Below are 17,330 nucleotides of genomic sequence, written 5' to 3'. Positions count from 1 at the left end.
GGCGGCCACACGGAGGAGCGCCGGGCTGATCACGGCCCCCTGGTGTAGAGATCGCCGCGTGCAGCGCGGGTGGATGAGCGAATGCCGACCGGCGCGACCCCGCGTCGGGTGAGTATTGGCGGTGTGATCGACGACTTCGCGAAGGCCTATCTGCACGACGCTCTCCGTTGGGTACGTGCAGGGCTCGTGGCGAAAGTCGACGGGTTGTCCGAGTACGACGTACGCCGGCCGCTCACCCACACCGGCACGAATCTGCTCGGCCTGATCAAGCACCTGACGATCACCGAGGCGCGCTACCTCGGCGAGATCTTCGATCGGCCGTACGCCGACCCGCTCCCGAGCTTCACCGATCCCGGCTACGCGAACCACGACCACCTCTGGGTCAGAGAACACGAAACCCGCGCGCAGATCCTCACCAACTACCGCCGCGCCTGCGAGCACGCCGACGCCACCATCACCGCACTCCCGATCGACGCCCGCGCCACCGTCCCCTGGTGGCCGCGCCCCGACGTCATGCTCTTCAACGTGATGGTCCACGTCCTCACCGAATCGAACCGCCACGCCGGCCACGCCGACATCCTCCGCGAACAACTCGACAACACCGCCAATACCGACCCCGACGTCGACTGGACCGCCCACCGAACCCGAATCGAACAAGCCGCCCGAGCCGCAGACCCGTCCCGCTGAACCGCTACCGCCGGATCCGGACCGGCGCGTTTGCGAGGCCAACGCGCTCCGCGCGGTGGGCCGCCGACACCACGGGTAAACGCTGATTCGCGAGGCACGAAGCACCGGGGGCGGGTTGGCGAGCGCCCAGGTCCGGAATCTGGTGGGTGCGGACCTGTCTTCAGGCGATGATCAGGGCGTTGCCGTACGCCGCCCGGCATCGTCTCCGCGAGCTGTCGGCGACACTCTCGGCTCGCCGGCTCCGAGGGCCATTGTTGCAGCGCCGCTCCGCTTCCGACCGCTCCGTACGGCAGGTACGGGCTACCGAGCCGGTTGGTGTGCTCATGGGCCCGGGCGCGGCCCGGGTTTGCGGTTGCGGGTTTGTCGTCGTGGGAGTTGGTGGGTGCCGTTGTGGTCGACGAGGAAGCGGAAGCCGTGGGGGCTGGTCCATTCAATGGCGCCGGTAGGCAGACGTCGGTTTCTCCAGCCGCCGAAGGTTTTGGCGCGGTGGTGGAGTCGGCTCTGCGGTATGAGGTTGTCGACGCTGGTTTGCCCCGGCGGCCCGGTGCGTTCCGGCGGGCGTGTGCGGCCAGGCGGGCGTGTCTGACCGGGCGGACCGGTGCGATCCGCTGAGCTGGTTCGGCTGCGCGGAAACGCGCGATCCGCTGAGGCGGCTCGGCCTGGCGGGGCGGTACGGTCCGGCGCGCTCGATCGCCCCGGCGGCTTGGCCGGTGCTGACGGCTTGGCCGGTGCTGACGGCTTGGCCGGTGCTGAATGCTGCGATGGTCGCGCGGCGTGGCTGTACGGCCTGATGTGGTCTTGGTCCATCCGGGTGGTGGCCTCTCCGCCGCCGTACGGGAACATGTCGACCGGGTGACGCAGACGAACGCGTTCGCGGATTCGATCCGGGATCTCGTAGCTGTGGACGCTGACCTGGTCGTGCAGGTCGATCACTGGCTTGACGACCACCTGGTCGTGGCCAAGCAGTTCGGTCAGTTGGCTGGCGAAGAGCGGACCGAGCTCCTCAACCCGCAGCACCCCGGCGCCGGTCGCCAGGGTCTTGTCGGTGAGGTGCACGTACAGGATGTGGCGGTTACGCCGCCCGGCGACCGCGCCGAGGCCTGTGCTGTAGGCGTCGCGCTTGATCGCGGCGAACCGGGCCGCCAGCGTGCCGGCCAGCGCTTGGCGACTGAACCCGTCCGCACCCTCGGACACGCCACCGGCCTCCGTGCTGTAAGCCACCGAGTCGGTCATGATGCCGTCGGTCACCTCAGCACCAGTCGGCTCACCGGCCACAGCACCAGCAGCCTTGCTCGCCATGTGGTCGACGTCGGCGGGCTTATCGACCGGCGGGGATTGCTCGAAGTCGCTGAGGTTCGAGGTCACCGGACAACCGTCACCGCCGGCCGCGTCGCCGGTGGTCTCGCCGGTCGTGTCGCCGGTGGTCTCGCCGGTGGTCTCGCCGGTCGTGTCGCCGGTCGTGTCGCCGGTGGTCTCGCCGGTCGTGTCGCCGGTCGCCTCGCCGGTCGCCTCGCCGGTCGCCTCGCCGGTCGCCTCGCCGGTCGCCTCGCCGGTCGCCTCGCCGGTCGCCTCGCCGGTCGCCTCGCCGGTGGTGTCGGCGGTGGTGTCGGCGGTGGTGTCGCCGGTACGCGCGGTCCAGGTGTTGGTGGGTTGCATGCGGGCGAGGTGGCGAGCTACTTCGATGAGGTGGTGGGCGGATTCGGGGTCGGAGATCCAGCCGACGGCCTTGGCGCGGCGTTGGTCGAGGGTGTCCGTGTCGCCGAGGGCTTTGAGGGCTTGCGCAAGGTCGTCGATCTTGGCGTCGAAGCGGATCACGTCGCCGGCCGCTGCACGCACCCAGATCCTCTTGGTGCCGTGGTCGTCGGATTGGGAGACGAACACGCCCCGGGTCTTGGCGGTGGCTTCGGCGTTGGCCTGGGCTTGGGCGGGGTCGGCTTCCCAGATCGCGGCGGTGGTGATTGCGGCCAGCTTTCTGGGGGTGACGGTGTTGATGATCGCGGCGACGCGGCGGTCGACGATCGCGGCGGCTTCTTGGGACAGGGTCAGGCAGGCGTGGGCGATCTTGCGGGCGCGCCAGGCGATCGCGGTGCCAGACAGGACGGCGGCCCAAACGATGGGGAGGCGGTGGCGCAGGGCGAGGGCCTCGCCGATGAGGGAGCTGGCGGCGCCGCTGGAGATGCCGAGGACGGCGCCGAACTCGATCGGGGCGAATTCGGCGACGCCGGGGCAGCCGTCGCCGCCGTAGACGAGGACGCGTTCGTAGCCGGGGAGCGGTTCGTAGCCTTCGGCGACGGCGTTGCGGTCGGCGTAGGCGAGCGCGGTTTCCAGGATGCGGGTGGCGGCGCGGTTCTCGATCTGGGCGCACTCGGCGGCCGCGGCGAGCAGGTCCGCGGTGTCGAGATCATCCAGATCAGTGTCGAACATGTGTTCTATTGTAGATCACGATCTGATTACAGCCAAATCGGCAAGACGCCGGAATCCCTTGCAGGCAAGGGAATTACCGGTCTCGCGGCCGGGCAATCGGCACGTCTTGGGAGAGCGCTTTGCAGCAAGATCGTGCTGGAGTGCGTGGGTTCTGTCCGGTGGCGGCGGATCGAGGGCCGCGGCGCAGAATGCGTCGAGAGGGGCGGGCGGCTGATGACGGTGCGCACGGCCCGCCGAGCGCAGTCGGTCGAGACCAGGACAGTCTCCGGCGCTGTCGCTCCGCGGGCTGCAACCCGCAGCTTCCGCCGCCCTACCCCGGGCCGGCGTTCGGCATGCCGCGGCCGTGGACACCAGCCGCGCCAGCATCGCCCAGGTCCTGGTAGCCGCAACCAATGCACCGCGCTAAGCGGGGTGAGGTGTGCCAAGGGTGTTGGACAGGTGCTCTGGAGCGAGCCGGGAGGCGTTGGCGGTTCAGTGCGCAGTTTCGGGCTGAGGCTGTGCGGATGGTGATGCGGTCGGGGCGGACGATCACCGAGGTGGCGGGTGATCTCGGTGTGGAGCGGAAGACGCTGAAAAAGTGGGTGAGTGAGTTTCGCAGGCCGGTGCGCAGGAGCCGGTGGATCAGGTTCGGGTGCAGGAGATGGAGGCCGAGATCCGCCGGTTGCGGATGGAGAACGAGTTCTTGAAAAGCCGCTGCCTGGCGCCACCGAGCCGAGGCTGCGGCCGGTGTCAGGCGGCGGGTCTTGGGTACGCGGATCCGGCAGGTGTTCGACCGGCCCCGGCAGACCTACGGGTGCCGGCCCAGCTGAACCGCGAGGGGTGTGCGTGCAGGTTGGGACTGGTCGAGGGTTTGATGCGTGAGCTTGGTTTGCGGGCCGTGCAGTCACGCGGCTACCGGCGGACCACACTGCCCGGTGACCGCCCGGTCGACTCACCCGACCTGCTGGAGCGTGCCTTCGCCCGGACAGCTGCGCACCGGTCAGGGCTGGCTGTATCTGGCCACCGTGATCGACCTGGCCACCCGGATGGTCGTCGGCTGTCAACTGGCCGACCGTAACCCGCACCAGTCTGGTCGTCGACTCGCTCCAGATGGCGCTGGACAGCTGCAGGCGCGACCTTCCACTCCGCGGCTGCCAGTACACCTCGAGTCAGGACGTCCGGTACTGCCGCGCCTCTACCACCGCCACCCTGGCCCACCCACACCGCCGCCAGAACCGCCGTCGCCGGTACATCGAAGCGACTAGGTGAGCGCCTGAGGAGCTCGTGTGGGTTGGAAGTTCTAGGTTCGCCAGGTGTAGCGGCGTTCGGGGCGGCCGGTGGTGCCGTAGCGGAGGGTTACGTCGGTTCGGCCTTGGGCGGCGTAGAACTCGAGGTAGCGGCGGGCGCTGACGCGGGAGATGCCGATCTTCTCGGCGCATTCGGCGGCGGAGAGGCTGTCGGGAGTGGCTCGCAGAGCGGCGGCGACGAGGTCGGCGGTTTCCTGGCTGAGGCCTTTCGGGAGCCGGTTGACGAGTTGGCGGGTGGGGGCGAGGACGCGGTCGACGTCGGCCTGGGAGGTGACTTGGTCGGGGACGCTGGCGCGGCGGCGGGCGTACTCCTGGAGCCGGGTCCGCAGATCCTCGAAACCGAAGGGTTTCAGCAGGTAGTTCACGACCCCTTGCCGGACAGCGCCGCGTACGGCGTCGGCCTCGCGGGCGGCGGTGATGACGAGGATGTCGACATCGGGCCGGACGGCGCGCAGCCGGGCGATCAGGTCGAGACCGAACACGTCGGGCAGGTAGAGGTCGAGCAGGATCAGGTCGGGAGCGAGGTCGGCGAGCGCGGCCACCGCCTGGTCGCCCGAGTTCGCGGTGCCGACGACCTCGAAGCCGTCGACGCGGTCGACGAACCCGCGGTGGATGCGGGCGACCATGAAGTCGTCGTCGACGACCAGGACGGTGATCATCGGGCTCCTTCCGGGGTCCGCTGGGTGGACATCCGCGCCACGAACGCGGCGCCGCCCTCGGACAGGTTGGTGACCGCCACCTCGCCGCCGCGGCGCCGGCAGATCAGGCGCGTCATCGCCAGGCCTATCCCCCGCTCACCCTCGGCCGCGGCCTTGGTGGTGAAGCCGTGCGCGAACACCTCCTGCGCCAGCTCGGGCGCGACACCGGGTCCGGAGTCGCGAACCACGATCTCGACGCTGGTCGCGTCCTGCCGCAGCTCGACCTCGACCCACGCGGGTGACAGCGGTGTGCCGGACTGCGCCGCGGCGTCGACGGCGTTGTCGACCAGGTTCCCGAGGACGGTCGCGATGTCGGCGGAAAGCGCCGGATCGAGGCGCAGCAGGGTGGTCCGCTCGGACACCCGAAGCTCGACGCGGCGCTCGGCCGCGAGCGACGACTTCGCCATCAGCAGGGCCGCGACCGTGGTGTCGTGGACCCGCCGCGTCACGGTCAGATCGAGCGATTCACGGTACCGGTTGAGCGCACCGACGTACGTGACCACCTCGTCGTACTCCCCGATCTGGATCAGCCCCGAGATCGTGTGCAACTGGTTCGCGAACTCGTGCGTCTGCGCCCGCAGCAGCTCGGCGGACGAGCGGAACGAGCCCAGCTCGCGCTCGAGCTGCGCGAGCTCGGTCCGGTCGCGCAGCGTGGTCACGGATCCGAGCGACCGCCCGTCCTTCAGCACCTCCATCCGGTTCATCACGAGCACCCGCCCCCGCCGTACGACGACCGCGTCGCGCGCCTCGTCGTCGCCGGCGAGCACCTCGCGCAGCCGCCCTTCGATCCCCAGGTCCCGCAGTGATTTCCCGACCGCGTCGGCGGGCAGGTCCAGCAGCCGTCGGCCGACGTCGTTCACCAGCGTCACGCGCAGCTGGGGGTCCAGGGCAACGACTCCTTCGGCCAGCCCGTACAGCATGGCTTCGCGGTGCTCGGCCAGACCGGCGATCTCCCGCGGTTCGAGCCCGAGCGTCTGTCGCTTGATCCGGCGCGCGAGCAGCCACGACCCGAGCAGCCCGAGCACGCAGGCGATCCCGAGATAGATCGCCAGGTACGACGAAGCGCCGCGCAACCGCTGCAGTACCGAAGGAGAGCGCTCGCCGACCATCACGGTGCCGATGTGGTCACCGAGCGTCCCGTCCGGATTGCCGAGCTTGTCCTTGCCCTCGCTCAGCACCGGGACCTGCGCGACCAGCTCCATTCCGTCGTCGCCCCGCAGCTGCCCCGACCAGCCCTTCCGGACATCCGGATCACCCAGCGTGAGCTTGGTGCCGATCAGCGTCACGTTGGTTGCCGCGATCACCTTTCCCTTGGCGTCGGCGACCGTGATCGAGGTGACGCCGGACTGGGCGATGCTGGTCTGCAGGGTCGGAGCGAGCATCTCCGCGGGCGCCGGGTTGCGGATGCTGAAGCGCAGCGCGGGACTCGCCGACAGCTGCTCCGCGAGCAGGGTCACCCGGCGGCCCTCCACCCGGTTGAACGTGGCGGCAGACTGGGCGAGCGAGACCGCAGCCACGGCGACGAGCACTACCAGCACGATCGCCAGCTGCAACACGAGCAGCTGCCCGGCCAGCGTCGTCCGCCGTCCCAGCCTCGCCATCGTCCACCTCCTCGCCCTTTCCGAACCGCATGATCACCGGTCCGGAGCCCGAGTGCCACACTTCACCCAGGTTCCGCCCGTGACCACAATGAACTCAACCACCGCTGCGGCCACAACGCAGACGCCCGTACCACCGGAGGTCCACGATCGTCGCCACCTGATCCCCTCTAGGAAAGGACTCAGCCGATGAGGTCTAGGCCGATGCTCTGGGTCACCACGGCGCTGCTCGCCCTGGTCAGCGCGACCGCGTGCGGTGCGACCGCGAACAAGTCCGGCGACGCGAACGACGACAGCGGGAAGCCGGCCACCGGACTGCGGCTGATGGTGCCGAACACCGCCGGCGGCGGGTACGACACCACCGCCCGGACCGCCGCGAAGGTGATGGAGGACGCGAAGATCGCGACCGGCACGCAGGTGTTCAACCTGCCGGGCGCCGGCGGCACGGTCGGCCTGCAGCGGATCGTGAACGAGAAGGGCAACGGCAAGCTCGCCATGCAGATGGGGCTCGGCGTGGTCGGCGCGACGTACACGTCGAAGTCGAAGGCCACGCTCACCCAGACCACCCCGATCGCGAAGATGATCGAGGAGGCCGGCGCCATCGTGGTGCCGAAGAACTCGCCGTACAAGACCATCCAGGACCTGGTCACCGCGTGGAAGGCGAACCCGAAGGGGCTGGCGGTCGGCGGCGGCTCGTCGCCGGGCGGCCCGGACCACCTGCTGCCGATGCAGCTCGCGCAGGCGGTCGGGATCAACCCGAAGGACGTCAACTTCGTCTCGTACGACGGCGGCGGCGAGCTGCTGCCCGCGCTGCTCGGCAGCAAGATCGCCTTCGGGGCCAGCGGTTTCGGCGAGTTCCTCGACCAGGTCGAGAGCGGCCAGGTCCGCGTCCTCGCGGTGACCAGCGAGAAGCCGATCGACGCGCTCAAGGACGTGCCGACGCTGAAGGACTCCGGGATCGACCTGGTGTTCACGAACTGGCGCGGCATCGTGGCGCCGCCGGAGATCAGCGACGCGGACAAGAAGGTCTGGATCGACGCGCTGACCAAGATGCACGATTCGGCGGAGTGGAAGGCCGAGCTGACCAAGCACGGCTGGACCGACGCGTTCGTGACCGGCGACGCGTTCGGGAAGTTCCTCACCGACCAGGACAAGGCGGTCGCCGACATCCTGACGAAACTGGGTCTGGCGGCATGAGCGAGGCCGCTGCCCGGCGGCCGGATCGTGCGCAGTACGGAGTGTGCGGGTTCCTGGCGGTCGTCGGCGCCCTGGTGATCGTCGACGCCGCCCGGCTCCAGCACATTGCCAACAGCAACGATCCGATCGGCCCGAAGCCGGTCCCGATCGTGCTCGGCGTCCTGCTCCTGGTGGTCGCCGCGCTGTACGCCGTCGACGTCGCCCGCGGCGGCACCGGCGCGGCCGAGGAGGGCGAGGACGTCGACGTCACGTCGCCCGTCGACTGGCGCACCGTGCTGCTGCTGATCGCCGCGTTCGTGGTGAATCTGGTGCTGATCGAACCGCTGGGCTGGGTGATCAGCGGGACCGTGCTGTTCTGGGGCTCGGCGTTCGCGCTCGGCAGCCGGCACCACATCCGCAACCTGGTGATCGCCGTCGCGCTGGCGCTGATCACGTTCTACGCGTTCGCGATCGGGCTCGGCGTCAACCTGCCGGCCGGCGTACTGCAAGGGATTCTGTGATGGACAACCTGATGAACCTGCTGAACGGGTTCGGCGACGTGCTGACGCCGCTGAACCTGCTGCTGGCGCTGCTCGGAGTCACCGTCGGTACAGCGGTCGGCGTGCTGCCCGGGATCGGGCCGGCGATGACGGTCGCGCTGCTGCTGCCGATCACGTACGGGCTGGAGCCGGTGCAGGCGTTCATCATGTTCGCCGGCATCTTCTACGGCGGCATGTACGGCGGCTCGACGACGTCGATCCTGCTCAACACACCGGGCGAGTCGTCATCGGTGGTGACGGCGATCGAGGGCAACAAGATGGCCCGCGCCGGGCGGGCCGCGCAGGCGCTCGCGACGGCCGCGATCGGGTCGTTCGTGGCCGGGACGATCGGCACCCTCCTGCTGGTGCTGGTCGCGCCGCAGGTGGTGAAGTTCGCGATCAGCCTGGGCGCGCCGGACTACCTGGCGATCATGCTGCTCGCGTTCGCCGGCGCCACCTCGGTGCTCGGGTCGTCGCGGATCCGCGGGTTCGCGGCGCTGCTGCTCGGCCTGGTGATCGGGCTGGTCGGGATCGACAAGGTGACCGGCCAGCAGCGGCTGACCCTCGGGATCCCGCAGCTCGCCGACGGTATCGACGTCGTGGTGGTTGCCGTCGGCATCTTCGCGGTCGGCGAGGCGCTCTGGGTCGCGGCGCACCTGCGGCGGAACCCTGGCACGGTGATCCCGGTCGGCCGGCCGTGGATGGGCAAGTCCGACTGGCGCCGCTCATGGAAGCCGTGGCTGCGCGGGACGGCGTACGGATTCCCGATCGGAGCGCTGCCGGCCGGCGGCGCGGAAATCCCGACGTTCCTGTCGTACGCCACCGAGAAGAAGCTGTCCAAGCACCCGGAGGAGTTCGGGCACGGCGCGATCGAGGGGGTGGCGGGACCGGAGGCCGCGAACAACGCGTCGGCCGCCGGAACGCTGGTGCCGATGCTCGCGCTCGGCCTGCCCACGAACGCTACCGCGGCCGTGATGCTGGCCGCGTTCACGTCGTACGGCATCCAGCCGGGACCGTTGCTGTTCCAGCGCGAGCCGAAGCTGGTGTGGGCGCTGATCGCGAGCCTGTTCATCGGCAACCTGTTCCTGCTGCTGCTCAACCTGCCGCTCGCGCCGGCCTGGGCGAAGCTGCTGCAGATCCCCCGCCCGTACCTGTACGCCGGGATCATCTTCTTCGCCTCGATGGGCGCGTACGCCGTGAACGCGCAGCCGCTCGACCTGCTGCTGCTCCTGCTGCTCGGCCTGCTCGGGTTCGGGATGCGCCGGTTCGGGCTGCCGGTGCTGCCGCTCATCATCGGCGTGATCCTCGGCCCGATCGCGGAGCGCCAGGCCCGGATGGCGCTGCAACTGTCGAACGGCGACGTCTCAGGGCTGGTGGGCGGTCCCGTCGCGTACGTCATCTACGCCGTCATCGTGGTGCTGATCGCCGCGCCGCTGCTCGCCAAGCTCCGCCGCCGAATTATGACGAAAGATGTCGCATATTCGGCCTCACAGTAGGTGCATGAACGATCTGAACAGGGCCTGGCTGGGTGTGGTCTCCGCGGACCACACCCAGCGGGCGGTCGACGGCGGTTTCATCCAGCTCAACCACGGCAAGCGGTACGGCGTCGCCCGGCTCCGCAAGGGCGACGGTTTCGCGATCTACTCCCCGACCGAGCGGTACGGCGAGAAAACTCCGCTGCGCGCGTTCACCGCGCTCGGAGTGGTCGCCGACGACGCGCCGTACCAGGCCGAACCGATGAGTATGGGCGCACGCGGGACGATCGAGCCGTGGCGGCGGCGGATCGAGTTCCTGCCGGTACGCCGGGCCGCGCTGCGTGACTTCGAGCTGAAGCTCACCCGCCAGGCGAACTGGGGTTACCAGCTCCGCCGCGGTCTCGTCCCGCTCGATCCGGACGATTTCGCGGTCCTTCGGGAGGCCATGTCAATTCCGTGAGGTCGCGTTCGACGTAGGAGTATGAACACGACATTCCGGCGCTTGCTGATCAACACGTTGGTCGCGAACGTGACGACCACGTTCCTGAGCTTCGGCTTCGCGTTCTGGGTGTACCTGGTGACGCACTCGGTGCTCGCGGCGTCGCTCGTCTCCGGCGTTTCGATGCTCATCGGGGCCGCCTCCGGGACGATCTTCGGGGCGGTCGTCGACGCGCACCGCAAGAAGACCGCGATGGCGTTGTCGTCCTCGATCACCGGCGTCGCCTTCGCACTCGCCGGCGTCCTGTACGCCGTGGCCGGCCGCCGCCTCACCGACTGCAACGGGCCGTGGTTCTGGGTGTTCACACTGCTCGTTCTGGTCGGCAGCACGGCCGGTCAGCTCCGCAGCATCGCGCTGTCCACCGCCGTGACCCTGCTCGTCCCGGCCGACCGCCGCGACAGGGCGAACGGCCTGGTCGGCACGGTCAACGGCGTTGCCCACCTGATCACCAGCGTCCTGAGCGGCCTGTCCGTCGGGTTCGTCGGCATGGGTGGCACGGTCGCGATCGCCGTCGTGTTCACCGTCGCTGTCCTCGTCCACCTACTGCTCGCGATCCACCTCGACGAACCGCGGCCGGAGCACCACGAGCGGGCCCGGATCGACGTCCGGGGCGCGTGGCGGACGATGCGCGCCGTCCCGGGGCTGCTTCCGCTGGTGCTGTTCAGCACGTTCAACAACCTGATCATGGGTGTGTTCATGGCGCTGATGGACCCGTACGGGCTGAACCTGTTCTCGGTCCAGTCGTGGGGTGTGGTCCTCGGCATCACCAGCATCGGTTTCATCGCCGGCGGTGCGCTGGTGGCCCGCTTCGGGCTCGGCCGCTCGCCGCTGCGGTTGCTGCTGCTGGCGAACGTCGGCATCGCGGTCGTCGGCATGGGTACGGCGGTGCGCGAGTGGCAGTCGCTGCTGGTGCTCGGGATGTTCGGGTTCATGCTGGTGGTCCCGATCGCCGAGGCGGCCGAGCAGACGATCCTGCAGCGGATGGTCCCGTTCGAGAAGCAGGGCCGGGTGTTCGGGTTCGCCCAGAGCATCGAGACTGCGTCGACCCCGATCGCCGCGTTCGCGGTCGGCCCGGCGGCGCAGTTCCTGCTCATCCCGTACATGGACTCGGCGTCCGGCCGCAGTACGTTCGGCTGGTTGCTCGGCGCCGGGCAGGCGCGCGGCATCGCCCTCGCGTTCGTCGCCGCGAGCCTGTTGATGCTGATCGTCGTCCTCCTGGCCTTCCTGAGCGCGGCCTACCGCCGGCTGAACCTCAGCTACCAGGCGGAGCCGCTGCCCGCATAGCGAGCAGGCTGTCGGCGATCGCGCTCTCGATCGTCGCGCGGTCGCCCATCCAGCGGGCTGCGTCGGCTTGCCCGAGCCATACCTGGATGAGCTCGCTCAGCACCTGGAGGTGGTTTCTGGTCACGCTGAGAAAGAGGTCCGGTCCGGTCCAACCGAGTTCGCCGCCGGCAGCGGTGTACGCGGTCAGGATCCTCCTGATCCGCTGGGGATCGCCGGCTCCGAAGATATAGGCGGCCCGACCTGCTTCGAGGGCTGCGCTGTCGGTGCGGACGGCGTCCCAGTCCACCAGGACAGGCCCGGAGGGAGAGTTGACGATGTTGTGGGGCTTGAAGTCGCCGTGGGTTGTCACGAGATCCGGTACGCCATCGCAGAGCTCCGCGATGCGTGCGCCGGCTGTGAGGATGCGTGGAAGAGTCTCCGCGAAACTGTCGACCCACGGCGCCTGGCGCTGCTGTGCGTCGGCCAACCAGTCCTCCCACGTCGCGGGCAAATGAACCGCTTGCCGCCACCACTGAGGCAAGCCGCCCGAGCCGAGGGGCTGCAGCTGATGAACCCCCGCCATCGTGCGGCCGAACCAGCTGGAGACGTCCAGCCCAGGGTCGCGGTGCTCGACCCATCGGTAGACGCGGAAGAGCCGCTCATCGATCCGGGTCACCCAGCCCAGCAGTGGATCGGCAGGCGCGACCGGCTCCGGCATGTCCACCCCGGCCTCGAGCGCCAACCGCTCGAACTCCATCGCCGCCGCCAGCTGACCGGTCAGGTCCTCGAAGTACCCCTTCACGAAGTAGCTTCCGGTGCTGGTGTCGAGCCGCCAGGCCTCCGCGTCACCGCGCCTGACCAGGACGAGACCGCCGACCGGCACACCCAGCTCGAACGCGCGCGCAACCTCCTCCGCACCGAACGTGAGCAGCTTTCCTCCCAGGTTCCTGTCCCCCCGGCAGCATAGGTTCGCTGACGACGTCGAGGGGCGAGAGATCATCAGAGGTTCACCTCTCAAAGTGTCCGTTCACCCCCTGCACACCGTGGGGGAAGGGGCGAGTTGGCAGGTGAACCTCTCAAATGCGGCCCGCCGACGGGGTGCCAGGGCGTTCCGGTCCGATCGTGATGGACTGCATGAGCCAAGTGTTGCGCTATAGGTTCGGTTCATGGTGGTCGTTGGTGATGACGTCTCGGTGGAGAGCGCGCGGCGGATTGCCCTGCGGGCGCAGGGGTTCGGCGGTCCGCGCGGGCGGGTGGACGTACGACGGGTGCGGAAAGCGATCCGGCGGGCCGGCGTACTGCAGCTGGACTCGGTCAACGTGGTGTGCCGGTCGCACTACCTGCCGGCGTTTGCGCGGGTGGGGAACTACTCGCGGGCGAGCCTGGACCGGATGAGCTGGGGCGCGGATCGGGAGCTGTTCGAGTATTTCTGGGGCCACAAGGCGGCTCTGCTCCCGTTGGACGTTTTCCCGTTGATGCGGTGGCGGATGCTGGCCGCCGAGCGGCAGGTGTGGGACGACGAGCTGAGCCCGGACGTGACCGCGCCGTGGTCGGTCGTCGCGGGGATGCGCCGGCTGACGGCGGAGCGGCCCGGGTACGTCGACCAGGTCCTCCGGCTCGTGACGGAACAGGGGCCGCTGACCGCGGGCGAGGCGAGCCCGGACGGCGTACGCCGCAAGCGCACCGATCCGCACCCGGATCCGTCCACCGGCACGATGTGGAACTGGCAGGACGCGAAGATCGCGATCGAGTACCTGTTCTGCACGGGCCAGGTGACGATCGCGGGCCGTCGGCATTTCGAGCGGATCTACGACCTGACCGAGCGCGTGCTACCCGCCGGCGTCCTCGACGCCCCGGTGCCAACCGCCGACGAGGCACGGCGTGAGCTGGTCCGGATCGCGGCGCGTGGTCTGGGGATCGCGACGCTGAAGGAGCTCTGCGGCGGCAGCGGTCAGGCGCACTTTCCGTTGCCGGCTGCAACCGGACGCGAGGTGATCGCCGATCTGGTCGACGCCGGCGACCTGGTGCCCGTGCGGGTCGAGGGCGTCAAGCAGCAGTCGTACCGGTGGCACGAAGCGGAGGACCGACCGGTCGAGGCGCAGGCGCTGCTGTCGCCGTTCGATCCGCTGATCTGGAACCGCGACCGCACGCACCACCTGTTCGACTTCTTCTACCGGATCAGCATCTACACGCCCGCACCGCAACGCGTCCACGGGTACTACGTGCTTCCGTTCCTCCTCGGCGACCGGCTGGTCGCCCGCGTCGACCTCAAGGCCGACCGCCAGAACTCGACTCTGGTCGTGCCGACCCTCACCGCCGAGCCGGGCGCCCCCGATTTCGTCGAGCAGTTGGCGGCCGAGCTCCACCTGATGGCGGACTGGCTCGACCTCGAGCACATCGCCGTCCCCGCCGATGGGCGTACGGCGGCTCAGCTGACCGAGCGGATCCGGGTCACGAGGACGCCGGCCAGAAGCGTGACCGCGGACGCCGAGAAGTAGAGCACCGGGTAGCCGCCCAGGTGTTTGACGATCGGCGCGGCGATGACCGGCGCCAGCACCTGCGGCAACGAGTTCGCGATGTTGATGACGCCGAGATCCTTGCCGCGGTCGCGTGCGCTCGGCAGGACCTCGGTCAGCAGCGCGAAGTCCACCGACAGGTACACGCCGAAGCCGGCACCGAGGATGATCGCCCCGAGAATCGCGCCCGGCCAGGTCGGCCACACCGCGAGGACGACCCCGGCCGCCGCCATCACCCAGCCGGACGCGGTGACGAACACCTTCCGCCTGCCCGACCGGTCCGACCATCGCCCGAAGCCGATCGCGGTCACCAGCACGCACACGCTGTAGATCGCGGTCAGGATCAGGACGCCGGTGTCCGGGTCGTCGACGCCGACCTCGTCCTGCAGGTAGTAGAAGAGGTACAGCGTGCCCAACGCGTTGCCCACGTTGAACAGGAACCGCGTCAGCCACGCCCAGCCGAAGTCCGGGTAGCGGCGCGGGCTGATCCAGAAGCCCTTCAGGAACTCGCCGAGCACGAACGGCGGGCGCTCCGTCAGCGGGACGTCGTCGCTGCGGAACAGGTACGGAACAACCGACAGCAGCAGGAACGCGGCGCAGGCGAGGTACCCGAGCGTGAAGCTCTCGAACGCGGCCGCGAGCGCCGTCCCGACCAGCGCGCCGAGGACCTGGGAGATGGCGACCCAGCCGCCGACCACTCCACGTTGGGCGACCGGGACGCGGTCCGGTACGACGGCAGTGGCCGCGGCGAGCAGCGCGTTGCCGAACAGCTGCATCAGGCACCAGCCGACGAGCATCAGCGCGATCAGGTGTGCGCCGGACAGGATCCCGAGACCGATGGCGCCACCAACGGCGCCGGCCATCACCCACGGAACGCGGCGGCCGTGCCGGGACGTGGTCCGGTCCGAGAGCGCGCCGAAGGCCGGATTCGCCACCACGGACACTGCCGCACCGACGCCGGTGACGAGGCCGAAAACGTATTCCTTGTTGCCCGGCGCAACAGCCTCCGACTGCTTCGCCAGCAGCACCTGGATCGGCCCGAGCCAGGCGGCGAACACCCCGACGTTCGCCAGCACCACGGCCGCCGTCCACCCGCCCCGCACCCGGACGGTCGGCTCTGCCAAGGCGGACGGCACCACGCCGGGCTCGGGAATCATCGCCGGTTCTGGGCGATCAGGGCCTGGAGCCAGAAGTACGACGCTTTCGGCGTGCGCTCGAGGGTCTCGAAGTCGACGTGCACCAGACCGAACCGCTGCGAATACCCGGCCGCCCACTCGAAGTTGTCGAGCAGCGACCACTGAAAGTACCCGCGGACATCGATCCCGGCGTCGATCGCGCCTTTCAACGACCGCAGGTAGCCGTCCAGGTAGTCGATCCGGCGCTGATCGGTCACCACCCCGTCGACAGGACCGTCGTTGATCGCGCACCCGTTCTCGGTGATGTAGATCGGCGGCAGCTTGTCGCCGTACCGCTCCTTGAAGGTCCGCAGGATCTCGCCGAACGCCTCCGGCACGACCGGCCACCCGAAGTCCGTGGTCGGGTATCCCTCGAGCCGGCGGGGCTCGAACGGCAAGCCGGGCGGCAGCTGAATGCCGTCGGTCGCCGCGGTGTCCGGCTGACCGGTGGCGACGCCGACGGAGACCGGCGCGTAGTGGTTGATACCGAAGAAGTCGAGCGGGGTCGAGATCACCGCGAGGTCGTCCGCGACCGGCCCCGGCATCGCGTCGCCCATGCCCGCCGGATACTCGCCGAGCAGGATCGGATCGGCGAACAACCAGTTGACCAGGTTGTCGTAGAGCGCCGCCGCCTCCTTGTCCTCCGCGCTGTCGGTCGCGGGCCAGGTCGGCGCGTGGTTCGACGCGATGCCGATCGTCCGGGCCCCGGCGGCCCGCAACGCCTGCACCGCGCGGCCGTGGGCGAGCAGCTGGTGGTGCGCGACCGGGAGCGCGTCGAACAGCAGCTCCTTGCCGGGCGCGTGCGCGCCGAGCGAGTACCCCATCAACGTCAGCACCACCGGCTCGTTGATCGTGATCCACAGCGGCACCCGGTCCGCGAAGCGCGCGCCCAGGATCGCGGCGTACTCCGCGAACCGGCCGGTGATGTCGCGGGACAGCCAGCCCCCGGCGTCCTCGAGCGGTTGCGGGGTGTCCCAGTGGTACAGCGTCGGCGCCGGCTGGATCCCGGCACCGAGCAGCGTGTCGATCAGCCGGTCGTAGAAGTCCAGGCCGGCCGCGTTCCCCGGACCGCTCCCCGACGGCTGGATCCGCGGCCAGGCGAACGAGAACCGGTAGGTGTCCACGCCGAGCTCACGCATCAGCGCGATGTCCTCGGCGTACCGGTGGTAGTGGTCGCACGCCACCGCACCGGTGTCGCCGTTCAGGATCCGGCCGGGCTCGGCGCAGAACGTGTCCCAGGTGGAGGGACCGCGGCCGTCCTCGGCCACGGCACCCTCGATCTGGTACGCCGACGTCGAGACCCCCCACCGGAAACCGGCCGGCAGTATCAGTTCCTCGCTCGCTGCGCTCGACGTGGTCAGCTCAGCTCTCATTCGCATCGTCCTCGTCGGGTGTCGTGTCCTGGGCGCGCGGCGGCTCGATCTTCCGGACGACCACCGCCGTGCCGTAGGCGGCCACCTCGCTCATGGTCTGCGCGATCTCGTTGCAGTCGAACCGCATCGCGAGGATCGCGTTCGCGCCCATCTGCTGCGCCATCTGGCACATCCGCATCACGGCGACGTGCCGCGACTCGGCCAGCATCTGGGTGTACTCCGGCACCTCGCCACCGCCGAGCGACCGGAAGCTCGCGGTGAAGTTCGACCCGATGTTGCGGCTGCGCACCGTCAGCCCGAAGACCTCCCCGAACACCTGCTCCGCGGTGTAGCCGGGCAGGTCGTTCATGGTCGAGACGAGCACCGGGTACGGCGACCCCTGAGGGGCGACGTGCGGTGCTGCGGGCTGAGCGGGCTGGGCCGGCTGGCTGTAGCTCTGCTGCTGATACCCCTGCTGCTGATACCCCTGCTGCTGATACCCCTGCTGCTGAGGACCCTGCTGGTACCCCTGCTGCGCCGGACCTTGGTACCCGGGCGGCGGGCCCTGCTGGTAACCGGGCTGCTGCGGCGGATACGGCTGGTTCGGGGGAAAGTTCTGGTTCATGCGCCCATGGTGACAGG

Annotated in this window: 15 protein-coding genes; 8 read left to right on the top strand and 7 right to left on the bottom strand. The window is 69.5% G+C overall.

The window, feature by feature from the left end; genetic code table 11:
* Positions 1-123 precede the first annotated feature (123 nt).
* Positions 124-687 carry a DinB family protein gene (locus ACWEOO_RS00990; protein ID WP_452141180.1) on the top strand — a complete coding sequence of 188 codons (564 nt, stop codon included), beginning with the start codon at positions 124-126 and terminating at the stop codon, positions 685-687.
* A 321-nt stretch (positions 688-1,008) separates the two neighbouring features.
* On the opposite strand, the gene ACWEOO_RS00985 is transcribed toward ACWEOO_RS00990, so the two are convergent.
* Complete coding sequence (locus ACWEOO_RS00985) at positions 1,009-3,111, bottom strand: hypothetical protein (protein ID WP_452141179.1); 2,103 nt, start codon at positions 3,109-3,111, stop codon at positions 1,009-1,011.
* A 392-nt stretch (positions 3,112-3,503) separates the two neighbouring features.
* Between ACWEOO_RS00985 and ACWEOO_RS00980 the strand changes: the two genes are divergently transcribed.
* Positions 3,504-3,797 (top strand): transposase, encoded by a 294-nt coding sequence (locus tag ACWEOO_RS00980; RefSeq protein WP_452141178.1) that lies wholly within the window; start codon positions 3,504-3,506, stop codon positions 3,795-3,797.
* A 593-nt stretch (positions 3,798-4,390) separates the two neighbouring features.
* On the opposite strand, the gene ACWEOO_RS00975 is transcribed toward ACWEOO_RS00980, so the two are convergent.
* Positions 4,391-5,056: a response regulator gene (locus tag ACWEOO_RS00975; protein WP_452141177.1), complete on the bottom strand. Its 666-nt coding sequence runs from the start codon at positions 5,054-5,056 to the stop codon at positions 4,391-4,393.
* Positions 5,053-6,696 (bottom strand): ATP-binding protein, encoded by a 1,644-nt coding sequence (locus tag ACWEOO_RS00970; protein WP_452141176.1) that lies wholly within the window; start codon positions 6,694-6,696, stop codon positions 5,053-5,055. Before ACWEOO_RS00970 ends, ACWEOO_RS00975 begins: the two co-directional genes overlap by 4 nt.
* A 186-nt stretch (positions 6,697-6,882) precedes the next feature.
* Here ACWEOO_RS00970 and ACWEOO_RS00965 point away from each other — a divergent pair, with 186 nt between their 5' ends.
* Genes ACWEOO_RS00965 through ACWEOO_RS00945 form a run of 5 tightly spaced genes read left to right on the top strand, consistent with a single transcriptional unit; the run spans position 6,883 to position 11,666 of the window.
* Positions 6,883-7,890: a Bug family tripartite tricarboxylate transporter substrate binding protein gene (locus tag ACWEOO_RS00965; protein ID WP_359934080.1), complete on the top strand. Its 1,008-nt coding sequence runs from the start codon at positions 6,883-6,885 to the stop codon at positions 7,888-7,890.
* Positions 7,887-8,390: a tripartite tricarboxylate transporter TctB family protein gene (locus ACWEOO_RS00960; RefSeq protein ID WP_452141175.1), complete on the top strand. Its 504-nt coding sequence runs from the start codon at positions 7,887-7,889 to the stop codon at positions 8,388-8,390. Before ACWEOO_RS00965 ends, ACWEOO_RS00960 begins: the two co-directional genes overlap by 4 nt.
* On the top strand, positions 8,390-9,904 hold the full coding sequence (locus ACWEOO_RS00955; protein WP_452141174.1) for a tripartite tricarboxylate transporter permease: 1,515 nt from the start codon (positions 8,390-8,392) through the stop codon (positions 9,902-9,904). Before ACWEOO_RS00960 ends, ACWEOO_RS00955 begins: the two co-directional genes overlap by 1 nt.
* Positions 9,905-9,908: 4 nt before the next feature.
* On the top strand, positions 9,909-10,343 hold the full coding sequence (locus ACWEOO_RS00950) for an EVE domain-containing protein (RefSeq protein ID WP_452141173.1): 435 nt from the start codon (positions 9,909-9,911) through the stop codon (positions 10,341-10,343).
* A gap of 21 nt (positions 10,344-10,364) precedes the next feature.
* Complete coding sequence (locus tag ACWEOO_RS00945) at positions 10,365-11,666, top strand: MFS transporter (RefSeq protein WP_452141172.1); 1,302 nt, start codon at positions 10,365-10,367, stop codon at positions 11,664-11,666.
* Here the strand turns inward: ACWEOO_RS00945 and ACWEOO_RS00940 are convergent.
* Positions 11,635-12,645 (bottom strand): phosphotransferase, encoded by a 1,011-nt coding sequence (locus ACWEOO_RS00940; RefSeq protein ID WP_452141171.1) that lies wholly within the window; start codon positions 12,643-12,645, stop codon positions 11,635-11,637. The two genes, ACWEOO_RS00945 and ACWEOO_RS00940, sit on opposite strands and share 32 nt — an antisense overlap.
* 166 nt (positions 12,646-12,811) lie before the next feature.
* On the opposite strand from ACWEOO_RS00940, the gene ACWEOO_RS00935 reads away from it, so the two are divergent.
* Positions 12,812-14,143, top strand: a complete 1,332-nt coding sequence (locus ACWEOO_RS00935) for a winged helix-turn-helix domain-containing protein (protein ID WP_452141170.1) — start codon at positions 12,812-12,814, stop codon at positions 14,141-14,143.
* Here the strand turns inward: ACWEOO_RS00935 and ACWEOO_RS00930 are convergent.
* The 3 genes from ACWEOO_RS00930 to ACWEOO_RS00920 are packed head-to-tail and all read right to left on the bottom strand — an operon-like array spanning position 14,074 to position 17,313.
* A complete protein-coding gene (locus ACWEOO_RS00930; RefSeq protein WP_452141169.1) occupies positions 14,074-15,318 on the bottom strand; it encodes an MFS transporter in 1,245 nt (414 codons plus the stop codon). The two genes, ACWEOO_RS00935 and ACWEOO_RS00930, sit on opposite strands and share 70 nt — an antisense overlap.
* A complete protein-coding gene (locus tag ACWEOO_RS00925) occupies positions 15,315-16,709 on the bottom strand; it encodes a GH1 family beta-glucosidase (protein WP_452141168.1) in 1,395 nt (464 codons plus the stop codon). Before ACWEOO_RS00925 ends, ACWEOO_RS00930 begins: the two co-directional genes overlap by 4 nt.
* Complete coding sequence (locus ACWEOO_RS00920) at positions 16,699-17,313, bottom strand: YbjQ family protein (protein WP_452141167.1); 615 nt, start codon at positions 17,311-17,313, stop codon at positions 16,699-16,701. The genes ACWEOO_RS00925 and ACWEOO_RS00920 overlap by 11 nt, the downstream gene beginning before the upstream one ends.
* Positions 17,314-17,330: the final 17 nt, after the last annotated feature.

The sequence above is a fragment of the Kribbella sp. NPDC004138 genome (genome assembly GCF_053603655.1).
This window is presented reverse-complemented; position numbering and strand designations above follow the sequence as displayed.

Coding starts and splice junctions, on each gene's coding strand:
- ACWEOO_RS00985 (WP_452141179.1), bottom strand. CDS start 3,111: ATGTTCGACACTGATCTGGATGATCTCGACACCGCGGACCTGCTCGCC.
- ACWEOO_RS00980 (WP_452141178.1), top strand. CDS start 3,504: ATGCACCGCGCTAAGCGGGGTGAGGTGTGCCAAGGGTGTTGGACAGGT.
- ACWEOO_RS00975 (WP_452141177.1), bottom strand. CDS start 5,056: ATGATCACCGTCCTGGTCGTCGACGACGACTTCATGGTCGCCCGCATC.
- ACWEOO_RS00970 (WP_452141176.1), bottom strand. CDS start 6,696: ATGGCGAGGCTGGGACGGCGGACGACGCTGGCCGGGCAGCTGCTCGTG.
- ACWEOO_RS00965 (WP_359934080.1), top strand. CDS start 6,883: ATGAGGTCTAGGCCGATGCTCTGGGTCACCACGGCGCTGCTCGCCCTG.
- ACWEOO_RS00960 (WP_452141175.1), top strand. CDS start 7,887: ATGAGCGAGGCCGCTGCCCGGCGGCCGGATCGTGCGCAGTACGGAGTG.
- ACWEOO_RS00955 (WP_452141174.1), top strand. CDS start 8,390: ATGGACAACCTGATGAACCTGCTGAACGGGTTCGGCGACGTGCTGACG.
- ACWEOO_RS00950 (WP_452141173.1), top strand. CDS start 9,909: ATGAACGATCTGAACAGGGCCTGGCTGGGTGTGGTCTCCGCGGACCAC.
- ACWEOO_RS00945 (WP_452141172.1), top strand. CDS start 10,365: ATGAACACGACATTCCGGCGCTTGCTGATCAACACGTTGGTCGCGAAC.
- ACWEOO_RS00940 (WP_452141171.1), bottom strand. CDS start 12,645: ATGATCTCTCGCCCCTCGACGTCGTCAGCGAACCTATGCTGCCGGGGG.
- ACWEOO_RS00935 (WP_452141170.1), top strand. CDS start 12,812: ATGGTGGTCGTTGGTGATGACGTCTCGGTGGAGAGCGCGCGGCGGATT.
- ACWEOO_RS00930 (WP_452141169.1), bottom strand. CDS start 15,318: ATGATTCCCGAGCCCGGCGTGGTGCCGTCCGCCTTGGCAGAGCCGACC.
- ACWEOO_RS00925 (WP_452141168.1), bottom strand. CDS start 16,709: ATGAGAGCTGAGCTGACCACGTCGAGCGCAGCGAGCGAGGAACTGATA.
- ACWEOO_RS00920 (WP_452141167.1), bottom strand. CDS start 17,313: ATGAACCAGAACTTTCCCCCGAACCAGCCGTATCCGCCGCAGCAGCCC.